This window comes from Paenibacillus sp. J22P165 (genome assembly GCF_059692015.1).
This window is the reverse complement of the sequence record NZ_JCAUAP010000005.1, coordinates 194,631-212,524: the sequence shown is the minus strand read 5'-3', so window position 1 is coordinate 212,524 and position 17,894 is coordinate 194,631. Positions and strand designations below refer to the sequence as shown.

Below are 17,894 nucleotides of genomic sequence, written 5' to 3'. Positions count from 1 at the left end.
GGAACCGATGATTCAACTTTTGCTGGTGGATGATGAACCCATGCTATTAAAGAGTATGGTGGAAAATGATTGGAGAAGTATCGGTGTGGAATACGTTTTTCAAGCGGCCTCGGGGCTGGAAGCCGTTGAAGTTCTGAAGAAAACACCGATCGATATTGTCGTCACGGATATCCGCATGCCGGGCATGAATGGACTGCAATTATGCAAACATATACAAGATCACTTTCCCCGTACCAAGTGTATTTTACTTTCAGGCTATGGTGAATTCGAGTACGCACGTCAGGCGATCATGTACGGCACGGTGAATTATTTGTTGAAGCCGATTAAGGACGAAGAGTTAATGGATGAGGTGTCTCGTGTTAGAACGCTTTTCCAAGAAGAATGGGAGCATGTAGGCTCCTTGGAAAGGGCCCGTCAGACACTTCATGTTCATCTGCCATTATTAAGATCCAATTTATTAAATAACTTGTTGTCGGGAAGCTCCCTGTCATCTTCTGTATTAGCTGAACGGATGAAAGAGTACCAGCTTCCGTTTGAACCTGGAATGAACTGCTCGTTTATCCTTGTAAGAATGGATGGCGGGTTTGGAGATGCGGTAGAGGAAGACTATTTGTTATTCGAATATGCCGTCCATAATATCGCATGTGAAATTTTAGATGCGAATTATAACATCTGGTACTGTAAAGATACATTCGGGTATTTATGCTTTTTGCTGCAGGACAAAGGCATGGGGGGATCACTCGAACCCATTGGTGATAAAGGTTTAGAGAAATTGGCGTACGAGCTGCAATTGAAAGTTTCCGCCTTTTTGAAGGGGCAAGTCTCCGTCTTGATAAGTGATGAAGGGTTATTTCCAGATGAACTCGCGCTGCATTATCGCAAATCGTTGAATGAATTTCGCAAGGTTCCCCGAAGCGATAGGGAAATCATGATCATGTCTGGGAAGCCTCGCGTGCAATCGAGATCTCTGCAATCCTTATACAGTCCGCCAAGTGTCCAGCAGCTATTAGAAGCGGGGCGGTGGGGGGATGTCCGTAACAAATTGAGTGAAGTTTTCGAAGAAATGAACGCTAAGAAAATGGATACCGAAGAAAACATGATGGAAGTTATTTATACCCTGATGAATGCGTTTCTGTATATTGCGCATCTGCAGGGCAAAACCTTGATGGAAGTATCGGGGTTGGAGACGGACGTGTCGTCAGATCCACGATCTTTTAAGAGAGCGGACCAAGTCATGGAGTGGGCAGTAGGGGTGCTGGAAAGCATGGAATCGGGCAGCATCCGTGAATTCAAGGACGGCAAAAACCAGCTTATTTCCAAAATTCATCGTTTTATCGAAACGCATATTGCACAAGATGTTTCCCTGCAAACGATCGCAGATCATGTGACCCTGCACCCGGTATATTTATCAACCATGTATAAGCAGGAGATGAAAGAAAATATCAGTGATTTCATTATGCGGTACAGGATGGAAAAGGCAGCCGTTATGCTGGGTTCAACAGATATCAAAATCTATGAGCTAGCAAGTCAAATGGGCTTCCAAAACCCGCCTTATTTTAGCAAACTATTTAAAAATTATTACGGGGTCACGCCACAAGAATACAGGGATCGGCATATCACCCAATCTTAACAATTTCATACACCATCTTAAAACTTTATCACTTACCCGGTTGAAAGCGCTGTATTAATATAAAGGTGCAACGCAATACAGCTTAAGGGAGGATCTTGATAGAAAATGGGTAAACAACGATATCTGCTTGCTCTTGCAGTGATTATGACGTTCTCTTTCGTAACCGCTTGTTCTCAAAGCACAAGTTCTGGCGAAAAGGGAGCAGAGAATTCGCCTTCATCCGCTGCACAGAAGGGTGCTTCTGCGGAAGCCATCCAAAAGGGAACATACAAATTTGAAACACCAGTGACCATCACGACAGTCAAAGCCACGGACGCCACGATGAAGTTCAAGAACGGTGAGACGATGGAAAACAATGTACACACGAAGTGGGCACACGATCAATTAGGTGTCGATTTGAAAGTGTTGTGGCAAGTACCGGGCGAACAGTTCAATACCAAACTAAGATTAATGCTAACAGCAAACGAATCGTTGCCTGATGTGTTGACCACACAGGATATGACGTTATTGGACGAATTGATTCAATCCGGTAAGTATCGAGATATCACAGCAGATTTTGAGAAATATGCATCTCCCAAAATGAAACAAATCTACAACTCGAACCCATTGAATTGGAGCCAAGTCACCTACGGTGGTAAAAAAATGGCCATTCCGAACTTTGCTACGGCTGGGAATGACAACCCCGTCATGTGGATCAGACAGGATTGGCTAGATAAACTTGGTATGAAAGCGCCTAAGACATTTGAAGAGTTGGAAGCTGTCATGCAAGCTTTCGTGGACAAAAAGCCTGGCGGATCTGACAATGTGATCCCACTCGGAGCAAGTTTAGGTTCCGGCGGATCTTCGCCGAATCCGTTCACAAGCTGGCTTGGGGAGACTTCGTGGGTATTCGGTGCTTTAGGCACGGTACCTTATCAGTGGTTGGTGAAGGATGGGAAATTGGTCCATGGATCGACACTTCCGGCGATGAAAGACGGCTTGGCGAAGCTAAGAGACTGGTATAACAAAGGTTATCTATCAAAAGAAGCCGGCCTTCATGACGAGAATAAATTAGCTGAATTGATTGCTCAAGGTCGCGTAGGTATTGTAGTGGCTCCTTCGTGGATGTCTGGCTGGCCGAACACGGATATGCAGAAGAATGTGGCGGGGTCCATCATGAAGCCGTACCCGCTGCCAACACTGAATGGCAAAATAGAAGCCCGTGACACGACTTATTTAAGAGGCGGCCTATTAGTTAAAAAGGATTTCGAACATGTTGATGCGCTATTTCTATACTTGAATCGGATATTTGGTGCTGTAAACCCTGAAGAGGGCAGCGAGTTTGTGAATGGATGGGCCAAAGATTACGATTATACAATCAAAGCAGATGGAACCTATTCTGTGACCGAAGCGGATATTCCGGGAGGCAAAGTCAGTCCGGCTAAATATTTGCTAATCGAACCGAAAGATCCATTCATCGGAATGAAGCTGAGAGCAGACGTAAGCAGAGGGAAAGCGCCAGTAACGCCGAGCGAGAAGAAAATTGCAGTTAGCGGTCAAGATGGTCTCAAGGCAGCTGAAATTGTCGATGATGGCTGGAAAGCCGGCATCTATATTCCTCAAGCGTACACGGGTGCGAATACACCAGCGATGCAATCCAAAGGCGGAATTCTCGTCAAATTGGAGGGAGATACTTTTATCAATATTATTTATGGTAAAAAACCGGTTACCGAATTCGATAACTTCGTGAAAGAGTGGAAGAGCCTCGGTGGCGATGATATGACTAAAGAAGTGAATGATTGGTACTCGAAAATGAAGAAATAGGATGAGGGAGCCCGCTGGATATCAGCGGGCTTCTTGTTAAAATAGGCCGAATGACAAAGATGAAGTGGGAGTGAATAGATCGTGAGTCAACCGGGAAAAGAACAGGATGTAAGAGGTTTTGTTAGAGCGAAAGGAAGTAAACTTGTTAATGGAGATGGCCGAGAAATCATTCTGCGGGGTGTCGGATTTGGCAATTGGCTGCTACCAGAAGGGTATATGTGGAAATTTCCAGAGCAAGGGGATCGGCCTCGACGGATCGAGCGAATGGTTGAGAATTTAATTGGTCCTGTGAAAGCTGAATGGTTCTGGGAGCTCTATTACGAAAGGTATATAGCAGAGGCAGATATCGAACGAATTGCGGGAGAAGGCTTTAATTCCGTAAGAATTCCAGTTAATGCACGCTTCCTGATGGAAGAAGGAGAGACGCTTCAGATCAAGGAGCATCATCTGGCTTATATCGATAGAGTAATCAAGTGGTGTAGAGATTACCACCTCTATATCATCCTAGATTTGCACGGTGCGCCTGGGGGGCAGACGGGTTCAAATATTGACGATTCGGAGAAGGATTATCCCAACTTATTTACGGATGAAAATAACAAGCAGTTAACCGTCGATTTATGGCGGATGTTGGCTGACCGTTATAAAGAAGAATGGATTGTGGCTGGTTACGATTTATTAAACGAGCCGCTGCCAGATTGGTTTTCAGCATATAATCACCACATTATGCCGCTTTACAAGGAGATTGTCAGGGCTATCCGGGAAGTGGATACGCGTCATATGATCATTCTGGAAGGTGTTCATTGGGCGACGGATTGGTCTATCTTTACCGAAAAGTTGGATGATAACCTGATGCTTCAATTTCATAAATACTGGAGTAATCCCGACACAGAGAGTCTAAGTCCATATTTGGCAAAAAGAGAGGAATGGAACGTGCCGATCTTTATGGGCGAAGGCGGGGAAAATAGTAACGAATGGTACATTGGTGCCTTTCAGTTATTTGAGGAGCACGGCATTTCATGGAACTTCTGGCCATGGAAAAAGTTAGACACGGAGAATACTCCTTGCTCTATTAAGATGCCGAACAATTGGCAGTTGTTAACCGGATATTTGGAAGGGAGAGACTGTCCCAATCCAGCTGTCGCTGAGAGCATTTTATGGGAATACCTAAACAATCTAGCGCTGGGGAATTGCATCTATCACTCGGATGTTGCTCGATCTCTATTTCGGAGAGCACCGATTCGAATTCCTGCAATCTTTTACGGGTTTAAAGGGAAGGGTGTCAGCTTCGGAACGACCTCAGACCATGAGAATCTCATTGGATTCCGTGAACAGGACTGCACCGATATCCGTTTTGTGGAAGAAGGAGAGTTGAGGTCAAATTTTTGGCATGGCCGGGGCAAGTCAGATAAACGTGTGTTTGTTCAATTAGCTGCAGGTGAGTGGCTAGCTTATAATGTTACGGTCAACGCTTCGCATTCGTCCCAATGTACGATTCGGATGATGATTAGCTCTGTCGAAGAGAGCGCTTGGATAAAGCTCACAATGAATGGTGAGGATTTCGGTAGTATCGAAGTCGTTGGGGACACGAATAGCTGGCAGCAAGTTGAACGAATCGTTATGACGCCTCTGGAAACGGAACAAATGAGTTTGGTCATTCGGGCAGAGCAGAACGCAGTCCGGATTGAATGGATTGAAATTGTCTAGAAGATGCATAAAACCTTAACAAATTCCTAGGTCATCTTAAAACTTTATCTCTACCTCGAATGTAAGCGCTGTAATAAGATGAAGTAGGGGTGATCATAGTGAAGTTTACGAAGAGGATAATCGTAGCAATGACCGTTCTCCCGATTGTCGGAGCCATCGCCTTTTATGCATCGGCGGGGGCTAATTCGGGTCAGACTCCCATTGCGATGGTGAATGGCAGCATGATTACAACACAAGAATTTAAGAGCGAGTTGGATAAGCAAAGAACTTCGGTCATCGACTATTTTTATCGGTCACAGGGTGTGGCATATGGGAAAAACTTTTGGGAAACGGACTATAATGGCGAGAATCCGGAAGAGACAGCTAAGCAGAGAGCCTTGGATGAAATCATCAGACTCAAGATTGAACTGGGACTGGCTGAACAGCATGGTTTGATACAAGGCTCCTCCTATGAGGATTTGCTTCATGAAATGGATAAAGAGAATAAGCGAAGGCTTGCCGCCGTAAAAGCTCGCGAGCCCATTTACGGCCCCGTCCAGTTGGATGAAAGCACGTTTATGACCTATTACATAAGCAAACTGCGGACGCAATTGAAGGAAAAGCTGTCCGAGGATGAACTGAACGTGACCGAAGAGGAACTCAAGCGGCAGTATGAGCTTCTCAAGGATACGTTGTTTACGCAGGAGGACAGGATTAGATTTCAGAAAATCTCCGTTTCTTATAAGGGAGATGCACAGAGCAGTCATGCAAAGAAGCAATCCATTAAGAAACGGATGGACGCCATCAAACTACTTTTGGATCAAGGTAAAGGGTTGGATCAAGCGATAAGTGAACTCCAAGGTGAGAACGATGCGTTCATGCTCCGATTTACCGAGGAGAGCTTCAATAAGGATACTGCTGGCACCTATTTCAAGTCTCAGGCAGTTCTCTATTCCGTACTTGCAAATAACTTGGGAGTTAATCAGGTTAGCTCTGTATTGGATGAGACGATGCAGGGGGAGTATGTTCTTGTAAAGGTCGTGGATCGAGAAAAAAGTGGCTATAAAAGCTATGACGAGAGTAAACGTAACGTGTGGAGAAATTATGTGGACGCCGCATATGGTGACTATTTGGATAAGCTCGTTCGAGAAGCTAAGGTTGAGATAGATGAAAGCACTTATAAAAAGATTCATGTTCATTAAATGTTTTTCACAACATTCTTGGAAGCGGTTACTCGACCTCGAGGGGAGTCGCTGTTTTTTAAGATAAACGTTAACCTTACTTTTCTCATGTGATTAGTTTGGTTAAAAATGACTATAAGGAGGATAAGTGATGAAGAAAACGAAAGGGTCCAGACTGTTAAGTTTGCTTCTGGGGATCGTTATCTTGGTAGCAGGCTTCCTACCAATGGCTGCACCATCAACGGTTTACGCAACAGGTTCCGTCTATTATGTGGATGCGATAGGCGGCAATGATGCGAACGCTGGAACTGCTTCGGGATCGGCTTGGCAATCGCTGAGTAAAGTCAATAGTACCGTCTTTGAGCCTGGCGACGCCATTATGTTCAAGGCAGACGGTGTATGGACGGGTACGCTTTCTCCCCAAGGGTCGGGTACCGAGGGAAATCCCATCACGATTGACATGTATGGTACCGGCCGTAAGCCATTGATCGCCGGGGCTGGCGCTGCAGCAGCGGTCTATTTTAACAATCAAGAGCAGTGGGAAGTCCGAAATCTGGAGATTACCAATGATGCGGCTACGAAGGCAGTACGCAGAGGGATACATGTGGACGGCACCAGTGGTGGCTACAGCAATCCTAGAGTGTTTAAACATTTTCTTTTTGAAAATCTAGAGATCCATAACGTGAAGGGGGATACCGCCACCGATTATGCCCATAATGGCGGTATTATCGTCTGGGGAACGAATTGGGATTATCACGTATCCGATGTTGTTGTGAATAACAGCAAAATTTATTCCGTAGATAGCGTGGGCATTTACATTTACGGCGCACAGAAGAAATATTCCGCTGACTCCAAAGTAACCAATAACGTCATTTACGATGTGGGTGCAGATGGCGCATTCATCTTGGATACGACCAATGCTTTGATTGAAAACAACATTGTGCATGACACGCATGTAAGAGCTAGCGGCTATCATGTTCCGCTTTGGGTATTTTCAGCGAAGGACGCGTTGATTCAGAACAATGAAGTTTACAATACAGCGCCGGGCGGAGACGCTATGGCTTATGATGCGGATTACAAAAGTGACGGAACGATTATTCAATATAACTACAGTCATAATAATGCAGGCGGAGCCTTCTTGGTTGTCAATGATGGTACGGTTGCGAGCAACGCCAATACCAATACGACAATCCGCTATAACATTAGCCAGAACGACAGCGGTGCTGTGTTTAATTTTAGCGGAACTCCTGATACTACTCGTATCTATAACAACACAGTATATCTACCTCGATATTCGAACACGAAAGTGGTGGATTATTTAAACTGGGGCGGTTATGCCAAAAATACGTACTTCACGAACAATATCATCACGAATCTCGGAACTGGCGGCTACAATTTTGCCGGTAGTACGAATAATGTGTTTGATCACAATCTGTTCTATGGCAACCATCCGGCTAGCGAACCAACGGATGCGAATAAGATTACGGCGGATCCGCTGCTTGCCTCCCCTGGATCAGGTGGTATAGGCAAAGATACGGTAGTCGGATACCAGCTTCTTTCTACATCCCCGGCTATTGGAACGGGTACATTGATGACGAACAACGGAGGCAAGGACTACTTCGGCAATCCGGTGTCGGCCGTACTAGCGCCGAATATCGGTGCTTACCAAGGTCCAGGGCTGGATCCTAACAATCTGCCTCCGCTCCCACCACCGCCAGTGGAGGAAAATCTGTTGAAGAATCCAGGGTTCGAAACAGGTGATTTTACTAATTGGCCTACTTATTACAATGGGGCTACTATTGAGGGTAACAATGCGCTTACCGGCACTTATGCAGCCAAGCTTACAGGGAATACGGCGGGTGTTGAGCAGACCATCAGTGGATTGTATCCGAATACGATCTATAAATTGTATGGGAATGGCAAGAGCGTAGGCGGTGGCGATGCCGTATTTGGCGTCAAAAATTATGGCGGCAGCTCCAAAGATGTGCATATGAGCACGACCAGTTATGCGAGGAAAGAACTTACGTTTACGACGGGCAGTACCAACACCAGCGCTACGATATATTTATATAAAAGCGGCGGCAGCGGGGACGTTTACTTCGACGACTTGGAATTAATCCAGTACAGCGCATCGCCGGGCGGACCAGTTGAACCTGATCCCGTATATACGGTAGGTTCTGATGACGAGTTCAATGATGTGGATATCGATTCACAATGGCATTGGACCAGAGAGAACCCAGCGAAATGGTCGCTAAGCACGAATCCGGGGTATATGAGAATTGTCAGTGAAAACGGAGATATCGCGGGCGGAAGTGCCGATGCCAAGAACATCCTTCTCACTGGAGCGCCTGAAGGAAACTGGGCCATTGATACGAAGCTCGAAGGCAAGCCGAATTCGCAGTGGTCGCAAGGCGGATTGGTCGTGTATGTCAATGACGATACCTATATCCGGATGACCCGGTTGTATGGTAGCGGAAATCAGTTGCAATTTGACGTTAAGGTTGGTGGTGTACGTACGCATATGGAGGTACCCGATACGATCGGGTCGACGGTATCTTATCTTCGAATTGTGAAGTATGGAGATAAGTATGCTGGCTATTATTCGGTAGACGGTGTCACTTATACCCAGATTGGTAACACAGTAATTACTAACCTTGTTGCTCCCAAAATCGGACTTATTGTGTGTGGGGGAACGGGACTTACCGCGGATTTTGACTACTTCCATATTACAACTAGTGGCATAACGGAACCGCCACCTCCACCGCCGCCTGTACCTGTCGCGGTAACTGGCGTCACGCTGAATAAATCCGCATTGAGTCTGAAGGTAGGTGGGACAGCGACCTTGTCGGCAGTCGTATCTCCTTCGAATGCGGCCAACAAAGCAGTGACATGGAGCTCGAATAATGCCGCCGTAGCGCAGGTGGATGCGGCTGGCAACATTACGGCTGTTAGTGAGGGGACGGCTTTGGTTACGGTGACGACAGTTGACGGCTCCAAAACGGCTGTATGTTTCGTAGAGGTTGTGTCTGCGAGCAATTTGCTGAACAATCCGGGATTTGAGACGGGCAATTTTACTAACTGGCCATCGAATTTTAATCAGGCAGCTGTTGTGAATACGAACACCCATACAGGAACGTACGCTGCTAAGCTGGCAACCGCATATGGTGGGATTGAACAGATCGTAACCGGACTCACACCCAATACGACGTATACGCTTTCTGCATGGGCCATGGGGATTAATGGTGAGTTTGGCGTAAGAGATTTCGGAAGTTACAAACGTCAGGTCTATATCAACTCGACAGCGTATACGAGAAATGAGATTACCTTTACTACAGGCAGCACAAACACTACCGCGACCATTCTCATGTACAAACGTGCTGCGGCAGGCGAGGAGTACTTTGATGATTTTGAACTTATTCAGCAAAGCGGACCAACTACGCCGCCTCCTGTCTCGGTAACCGGGGTCTCGCTAGACCCTACCGGTCTGAGTCTGAAAATAGGTGCGACAGCTGCCTTGTTAGCCACTGTCGCACCAGCCAATGCCGCCAATAAAGCGGTGAGCTGGAGCTCGAACAATCCCTCGGTGGCGACGGTAGATGCGAGTGGCATCGTAACCGCCGTTGGTGAGGGAACCGCTTCGGTAACCGTGACGACAGTTGACGGAACCAAAACGGCCGTTTGCGTTGTGGAGGTTGTACCTGCAATTCCTACAATTAATTTGCTGAACAACCCCGGATTTGAGTCAGGAGATTTCACGAGCTGGCCATCGCATTTTAACCAATCCGCCATCGTGAATACGAACGCTCGTACAGGAACTTACGCCGCCAAATTGGCAACTGCCTACGGGGGGATCGAGCAATTTGTAACGGGACTGACGCCAAATACAACGTATACGATTTCTGCATGGGCTAAGGCAGTGGGTGGCGGGGCCTCAGAGTTCGGCGTGAGGAATTTCGGTAGCTACCAACGTCAGGTAGTTGTCAATTCTGCTGAATATACAAGGAAAGAATATACCTTCACCACAGGAAGCACGAACACCAGCGCGACGATATTTATGTACAAACATGTCGTCCCTGGCGAAGTTTACTTCGACGACTTGGAGCTTGTTCAGGTCAGTCCTTGAGCTGCAAGCTGGGTTGCCTGGGAAGTAGCGGAGACAGAAGAGTAGATGAAATAAGCGTATAGCGAGTTAACAAAGAGGCTGGTCCTTGTACATGCTTATGTACGAGTGACCAGCTTCTTTTTTTATGCTACATCGTGGACTGAGTGGGGAAAACAGACTTATTCGGGAGTAGCAGGGGAGAAAGGGGAGAGATACTCGAAAAATTCGAGTATCTCGGAGCACCAAGCGAGGAAAAGGCGGAGCTACTCGAAAAATTCGAGTAGCTCGGAGCAGCAAGCGAGAAAAGAGCGGAGATACTCGAAAAATTCGAGTATCTCAGAGCAGCAAGCGAGAAAAGAGCGGAGATACTCGAAAAATTCGAGTAGCTCGGAGCGGCAAGCGAGAAAAAGGCAGAGATACTCGAAAAATTCGAGTAACTCGGAGCAGCAAGCGAGAAAAAGGCAGAGATACTCGAAAAATTCGAGTAACTCGGAGCGGCAAGCGAGAAAAGAGCGGAGATACTCGAAAAATTCGAGTAACACGGAGCAGCAAGCGAGAAAAGAGCGGAGATACTCGAAAAATTCGAGTAACTCGGAGCAGGAAGCAAGAAAAAGGCAGAGATACTCGGAAGATTCGAGTATCTCTGAGCGGCAAGCGCGCTGTCGTCAGCAACTGTGTTCTTTGCTGACGAAGAACCTGAATAACCGTCCACACATTGACAAATAATACCTATGTTTACCTAATGAGGAGGGTATGGCACACATGAATGGAAGCACGAGTAGCAAACGAGGAATCGTCCTGTTAATCCCCCTGTTAGTCGTCCTGATTGCTTCAGGATGCGGGCAGAATAAAACGGTTAAAGTTGGCATCGAGGAAAATTTCCGCCCCTATACGTATATAGATGGTGGGGAGAAGAAGGGCTTTGAAGTGGATTTATGGCAAGCAATCGCTAAAAAGTCAAAGTTAGAATATGAGTTAATTCCAATGGAAATGGGCGAATTGAATAAAGGCTTGAAGTCTGGTGCTATTGATTTGGCCATTGCGGGGAAGACAATTACGGATGCACGTAGTAATGATCTTGAGTATTCTGATCCTTATTTTCAAACAAACTTAGTGATTCTGACTGCTTCCGAGAACTCAGCTATCAAAGGGAAAGATGACCTAGTGGACAAAGCGATAGCAACCGAAAATGGATCACCGGGGTTTTACTATGCGAGTGAAATTCAAGGGGTGAAAATTCACGGCTTTTCAAAAATCTCCGATGCCTATGCAGAGTTAAAAAGTCATACAGCAGACGCAGTTATCGTGGAGGAACGCAATGCCCAAGATTTTTTGAAGAACACAGCGCAAGGGTCCGTGAAAATAGTAGGAGAGCCGTTCAATAAAGATAGTCTAGCTATTCTTGCGAAAAAGAAAAACAAGTACATCGGAAGAATTAACGAAGCGCTCCAATCCGTATCTAAAGATGGCACTTACGAAGACCTGTATACGAAGTGGTTCACAAGCAAACCCAAAATGATGCCGAATAAAATCAAAAAAGAAGTGGAACACGACTTACAACACGAAGCTTAATCATACGTGGAAATAGCTTGCCGAGAAATCGGCAAGCTATTTTTTATGTGTTCAGTATGTTGAATTAGGTATGCTAGTTGATGACGTGTACATTACCTAACATCATTTTAAATTTTGAAGAGGGTAAACGAGGGTTAAAAGACAATGTAAGCCTTTTTATGACAGATAAAATAACATAAGTGAAATAAAATTTCACAATTCTCTTTACAAAATGAAATAAAACTCATTATAATGAGAAAAATACGTTAGGTAATCTAACATATTACAAATAAAACAATAGAGGATGTTGCCCATGTTAAAAGGTGGATTAATGAGCATAGAAGCTGCTATGACAAGTTTGAAGCCGAGTGAGCGCAAAGTTGCACAATACATTTTGGAACATCCGCAAGAGGTCATTAGCCTTTCTGTTCAGAAACTGGCGGAGTTTGCCCGTGTTAGTGAAGCGACAATCATACGTCTTTCACGTTCGCTCCACTTTAAAGGATTTCAGGAACTTAAGATGCGAATCGCCGGTGATTTATCACAGTCGTCATTGCCAACAGAGACTTATCAGGAAATTAATGCGAACAGTTCAATTGGGGAGATCATCAAATCAGTCACAAATAACAATATCGTTTCCATTCAAGATACGCTAACCGTTCTCTCACCGGAAAGTGTGGAGAAAGCCATACAAACGTTAAGTCGTGCAAGAAAAATTGGCGTGTTCGGCGTTGGTGCTTCGGGGGTCATCGCAGAGGATTTCAAGCAAAAGCTTTCACGGATTAACCGTTGGTGTGAGATTGGTACAGGGTTTGATGCGCAAGCTACCATTGCTGCTAACCTGCTCCCGGGAGATGTAGTCTTTGGTATTTCCTATACGGGTCAAACGGAAGATATGATTCGTTCGCTGGAAGTAGCGAAGAATAATGGCGCTGCGGTCATTACATTGACCCGATTCGGATCTAATCCAGTTGCGGACCTTGCAGATATTCAGCTGTTTATTAGCACCTTGGAGAAAAGTATTCGCAGCGGGGCGATGGCATCACGAATTGCCCAATTGAATGTTATCGATATTCTATATGTTGGCATTGCTGGCTGCCACTATGAGGCAAGTGTGACCTCGCTGGAAATGACTCGACAAGCGGTTAAGGTTGGCAAGCGCAATGGATAACAGCAACTGATATTGCATGAATTGGTTTGGTCCTCTGTTAATTCTAGAGGTTAACATACAAGTGAAAATTAAAGGGAGGTTTTTTTATGAAACGTTTATTCAGTGGTGCCTTATTAACGATGGTCACAGCTTCTTCCATGCTTGTCGCATGCAGCAGTAACAGCGCAACGCCTAGTTCAGCCCCTAGTACAGCAAGTACGGTACCAACAGCAGCGACACAGGATAAAGTAAAGCTGACAATAGGCAGCTGGCGTACAGAAGATACAGAAGCTTACACAAAAATCATTGCTGAGTTCAAAAAGAAAAATCCCAATATTGATATTGAGTTTAAACCAACTAAGAATACGGAGTACAACACAGCGCTGAACACAAGTCTGCAAAGCGGAAACGGCCCAGATATTATTCATCTTCGCCCTTATGCAGCTGGTGCTGCTTTGGCGGATGCTGGCTACCTGGAGCCTTTGACAAATGTGAAAGGCATGGATGTATTCTCGAAAGATACGTTGCTGGCTGCTACGGGATCTGACGGTAAAGTATACGGCGTTCCAACTGTTTTCAGCTCGACGCAAATATTTTATAACAAGAAATTATTTCAAAAATACAATCTCCAAGAACCTAAAACGTGGGATGAACTCCTCAAAACAGCGGATATCTTGAAGAAGAATAAAGTAACGCCTTTCGCTTTCGGTTCAAAAGAAGGATGGATTCTATCGCTGACAGAAGGAACACTTGGACCGGCTGTTTATGGGACAGATTTCATGAAGAAAATTGTTAGCGGGAGCGCGAACTTCAAAAGCCCAGAGTATGTAAGTTCGATTAAAATGCTGAAAGATTTAACGCCCTTTTTCCCCGATAATTACGTAGGTATTGGCATGGATGACATGAGAAATATGTTTGTTACGGAACAGGCTGCGATGATGGTGATGGGGGACTGGGAGTATGCAGTCATGAAGAAAACGAACCCAGACCTTCAAATGGATGTATTTCCAGTTCCGCCAATGAAAGCAGATGGCAAACAAACGGTAACCACGTGGGTAGATGGTTCATTTTCCGTGAATGCCAAATCGGCTCATAAACAAGAAGCGCTGAAATTCATGGAATTTTTAACAACGAAAGAATTCGGGGCTCTTGCTGTTAATGAATTACAAAAACCAAGCACGATCCCAGGTGTGGCGGCTAATGATCCGCTGGTAGCTAAAATTGCCAAAAATGCCGATACGATCTCCACACCTTACGCAGCTGTCGTTTATTTCAATGCCGGTAATCCAACAACGAAAGCTACGTTAGAAAATTCAATCCAAGGTATGTTTTTAAATAAATTAACACCGGAGCAAGTGACAGAAGAAGTTCAAAAAATGACAGATACTTGGTTTAAACCTAAGAAATAAGTAAAGAGAAGGTGTGAGGGGCATGAATGACTTGGCCAAATCGTCCGGGTGGAAAAAGGGAGCAGTGCATCTGTTCCCGGTCCCTGCCCTCGCAGTTTACATGATGTTTGTGATTTACCCGATTCTTTCCGCGTTTGGGTACAGTTTTTATGATTGGAAGGGCCTCGTCCGTGGGGAGTTCATTGGGTTCGGCAATTTTGTAAGCTTGTTTACGAAGGAACCGTTTAATCATTTGTTTTGGAATGCGTTTGGTCACAATCTTTATTATTTTGCTGTTGAGATGGCTGTACAGAATGTGATTGCCTTTGGGCTTGCCTACCTTGTTTACAGTAAACTTAAAGGTTCGATTTTTTTGAAAATGGCCTACTTTTTACCTAGGCTGCTGTCTGTCATCGTCGTAGGCTTCTTATGGAAGCTCATGTTGAACCCGAATAATGGCGTTGTGAATGTCATGCTCAAAAAGATAGGTCTCGTTTCATGGGCCAAACCTTGGCTGGGAGACCCTGCTACAGCGTTAACTTCGATTACAATCGTCAACAGTTGGTTTGGTGTTGGTTTCTCGATGTTAATTTTCCTTGCAGGTTTACAAGCGATTTCCTCTGAAGTTGTTGAAGCAGCACGGTTGGATGGCGTCAAAGGCTTCCGTTTAATTCGCTCGATCATCTTACCTATGATGAGTCAGTCTCTGATTATTATTACTGTTTTTACATTTATTCACGCTTTCGAAGCATTCGAGTTGATTTATGCGATGGAAGGATCGCAGGGTGAGCCATATAACTCGACTGACACGTTAGCTGTATTCTTTTATCGAATTGCTTTTGGCGGCTCATCTGGCGGAGACTCGGTCGCACTTGGACTTGGTTCGGCATTAGCTGTTGTTCTATTTTTCATTATTGCAACCATATCCGCTTTGTTCCTGTACGTCACTAGGAACCAATCGGCTCAGCATTAAGACAGGAGGCAGACCATGAAAACCAACAAATCCGTTCGGGGACTCCAGTACGCTGCGGCGTATTTGGGGGCGCTGGTCAGTTTGTATCCGATTTTTCTGATGCTGACCTCCTCCTTGAAGACGAACATTCAAATCTTAAAAAATCCAATGTCATTACCAACATCCCTTTCGTTCGCAGCATATAGTAAGTTAATACATCAAATTCCCTTTTTCACTTATTTTTGGAATAGTCTTGTGGTTAGTGTTGTATCCGTCGTTCTAATTTTGCTGTTTGGTGTTATGGCTTCCTTCTATATTGCGAGATATCCGTTCCGCTGGAATGGAGCCTTGTTCTTTTTCTTTCTATTGGGGATGATGATTCCCATTAAGCTCGGTATCGTCCCTTTGTTCCTTTTGATGAAAAAACTATCGATGTTGAATAATATCTGGTCGTTGGTTAGTGTGTACACAGCGATTGGCTTGCCACTTGCTATTCTCATCTTAACGGGCTTCTTCAGAACGCTCCCGAAGGAGTTGGAAGAGGCGGCGCGCATAGATGGTTCTTCTGATTTTGGTGTTATGTGGCATGTTTTGCTGCCGCTGATGCGGCCAGCACTTGGAACTGTGATGATTATGAATTTTATCACGGCATGGAATGATTTCTTTTTCCCGCTTATTTTTATTCAAGACGATGCGAAGAAGACAATTCCGGTTGGCATGCTCTCCTTGTTCGGACAGTACTCGACAGATTTAAGTATGCTGTTCGCAGGGCTAACGTTAGCTTCTGTGCCCATGATGATTATATTTTTCCTGGCTTCTAAACAATTCATGGAAGGCATGACTGCTGGGGCGGTAAAGTAAGGCTTCAACCAATCATCCAAGAACAGGAGGTATCGTATTGGCTCAACAAAAGAAGAATAAACTGGTTACGGAGCAGAGAAATGAAAAAACACTGCACCTTGACCAACTTAGCATTGAAGAAATCGTGACATTAATGAATGAGGAAGATCAAACCGTTGCCCTTTCGGTCCGAGGCGCAATTCCTCAGATTTCTGCTGCTATTGCAGCTATTACTGAAGCGATGACAGCTGGAGGTCGACTCTTCTACATCGGAGCTGGAACAAGCGGACGTCTTGGGATTTTGGATGCTTCTGAATGTCCTCCGACATTCGGGGTAGAGGCAGACTTAGTAAACGGTCTCCTTGCTGGCTGTGAAAAAGCGATTCGAGCATCCATAGAAAATGCGGAAGATGATGAGCATGCTGGGTTGCTTGCGATATCTGAGGTAGTCAGACCAGGTGATGTTGTTGTTGGGCTTACAGCCAGCGGCACTGCCCGCTATGTGATTGGTGCCATTCGTGAAGCGAATCGGCTGGGATTAACGACGGTTGGTATTAGCTGCAATCGAGATACACCCTTGAGTAGCGTTGTAAACTATCCGATTGAAGTACCTGTCGGGCCAGAAATCATTACGGGGTCGACACGCTTAAAAGCAGGGACGGCGCAAAAAATGGTGCTGAACATGTTGTCCTCCACAATTATGATTCGAATGGGGAAGGTCTATGGCAATCTGATGGTTAATGTTCAGGCTACCAATCACAAGCTAAGAGAACGTACAGTTGGAATCATACAAGAAGCAACTGGCACTGATGAAGAAACAGCACGTCAAGCTGGCATTGATGCTAATGGCGATGCAAGAGTGGCTATCTTAATGCTGATGTTCAGTGTTAGTCAGGAGCGGGCTTTGGATGTACTCTTACAAGTCCGAAACCATTTCGGTGATGCCGTGAAACACCTTCAACAAAGTTAATACAATTACCAAAAAGGCTGAGCCCAGAAGAAGTACTTTCTTCGTGGCTCAGTCTTTTTGTTCCAATCAGCTCATTATTGCCCTGTATAAGGATTTGGGGTCACTTGCGGTCCTTGATGCATTGGAGCTGCCATTTGTGGTGCGGTGTACATGGGAACTGAGGCTCCTTCAGGTACTTCATGTTCTAAATACATTTTGTGACAATGCATTTTATACAAGCGAGGGATATAAGTGATATTCCCTGGCGTCAGACTTTCTGGCTGTTGAATGTGTGGGTTCATGGCTTCTAAAATTGGCTGAGGGACATTGTATTTCTGAGCCAACTTCACCATGGAATCTCCTTCTACACATTGATGCTGCGCATAATAGGTGCCATCCCGATCATCTTCTCCCCGAATGAAGAAAGGAAAAGCGAAAGGAGAAAGGAAGAAGTAAGGGAGCAATCTACGACGCGGGAAGTAAGGGTTGTAAAAAGGTCCTCCAAATCCATATTGCGGGTATCCAAATCCCCCGAATCCGCCGTATCCACCTAATCCAGGTCCAAACGTTCCAAAACTCATATGTGATGCCTCCGTTTATGATGATATCGTCCATCTACCTTGTATTCTATGGGCGTTTGTCACAATCGGTTCTTGCTGAGAGGT

Annotated in this window: 12 protein-coding genes; 11 read left to right on the top strand and 1 reads right to left on the bottom strand. The window is 45.3% G+C overall.

Features of this window, described 5'->3' with window-relative positions; translation table 11 throughout:
* Positions 1 to 7: 7 nt before the first annotated feature.
* The 11 genes from AC58QM_RS13665 (at position 8) to murQ (ending at position 17,250) form a co-directional block, all read left to right on the top strand.
* The gene (locus AC58QM_RS13665; RefSeq protein WP_497284782.1) at positions 8 to 1,630 is read left to right on the top strand and encodes a response regulator transcription factor; all 1,623 of its coding nucleotides are present in this window, start codon (positions 8 to 10) and stop codon (positions 1,628 to 1,630) included.
* Positions 1,631 to 1,735: 105 nt separating this feature from the next.
* Complete coding sequence (locus AC58QM_RS13660) at positions 1,736 to 3,433, top strand: type 2 periplasmic-binding domain-containing protein (protein WP_497284780.1); 1,698 nt, start codon at positions 1,736 to 1,738, stop codon at positions 3,431 to 3,433.
* Positions 3,434 to 3,514: 81 nt separating this feature from the next.
* The gene (locus tag AC58QM_RS13655) at positions 3,515 to 5,137 is read left to right on the top strand and encodes a cellulase family glycosylhydrolase (RefSeq protein WP_497284778.1); all 1,623 of its coding nucleotides are present in this window, start codon (positions 3,515 to 3,517) and stop codon (positions 5,135 to 5,137) included.
* Between the two features lie 98 nt (positions 5,138 to 5,235).
* The gene (locus AC58QM_RS13650) at positions 5,236 to 6,318 is read left to right on the top strand and encodes a peptidylprolyl isomerase (RefSeq protein WP_497284776.1); all 1,083 of its coding nucleotides are present in this window, start codon (positions 5,236 to 5,238) and stop codon (positions 6,316 to 6,318) included.
* 130 nt (positions 6,319 to 6,448) lie between these two features.
* Positions 6,449 to 10,420 carry an Ig-like domain-containing protein gene (locus AC58QM_RS13645; RefSeq protein WP_497284774.1) on the top strand — a complete coding sequence of 1,324 codons (3,972 nt, stop codon included), beginning with the start codon at positions 6,449 to 6,451 and terminating at the stop codon, positions 10,418 to 10,420.
* A 741-nt stretch (positions 10,421 to 11,161) separates the two neighbouring features.
* A complete protein-coding gene (locus AC58QM_RS13640) occupies positions 11,162 to 11,971 on the top strand; it encodes a substrate-binding periplasmic protein (RefSeq protein WP_497284772.1) in 810 nt (269 codons plus the stop codon).
* 292 nt (positions 11,972 to 12,263) lie between these two features.
* Entirely contained in the window at positions 12,264 to 13,121 is an 858-nt protein-coding gene (locus tag AC58QM_RS13635) for a MurR/RpiR family transcriptional regulator (protein WP_497284770.1), read from the top strand.
* A gap of 86 nt (positions 13,122 to 13,207) precedes the next feature.
* Positions 13,208 to 14,509 carry an ABC transporter substrate-binding protein gene (locus AC58QM_RS13630; protein ID WP_497284768.1) on the top strand — a complete coding sequence of 434 codons (1,302 nt, stop codon included), beginning with the start codon at positions 13,208 to 13,210 and terminating at the stop codon, positions 14,507 to 14,509.
* A 22-nt stretch (positions 14,510 to 14,531) separates the two neighbouring features.
* Positions 14,532 to 15,461, top strand: coding sequence for a carbohydrate ABC transporter permease (locus AC58QM_RS13625; RefSeq protein WP_497284766.1), 930 nt, complete (start codon positions 14,532 to 14,534; stop codon positions 15,459 to 15,461).
* Between the two features lie 15 nt (positions 15,462 to 15,476).
* Entirely contained in the window at positions 15,477 to 16,301 is an 825-nt protein-coding gene (locus AC58QM_RS13620) for a carbohydrate ABC transporter permease (RefSeq protein ID WP_497284764.1), read from the top strand.
* Between the two features lie 37 nt (positions 16,302 to 16,338).
* Positions 16,339 to 17,250, top strand: coding sequence for an N-acetylmuramic acid 6-phosphate etherase (murQ, locus tag AC58QM_RS13615; protein ID WP_497284762.1), 912 nt, complete (start codon positions 16,339 to 16,341; stop codon positions 17,248 to 17,250).
* Positions 17,251 to 17,324: 74 nt separating this feature from the next.
* On the opposite strand, the gene AC58QM_RS13610 is transcribed toward murQ, so the two are convergent.
* Positions 17,325 to 17,810: a LysM peptidoglycan-binding domain-containing protein gene (locus AC58QM_RS13610; protein WP_497284760.1), complete on the bottom strand. Its 486-nt coding sequence runs from the start codon at positions 17,808 to 17,810 to the stop codon at positions 17,325 to 17,327.
* Positions 17,811 to 17,894 lie beyond the last annotated feature (84 nt).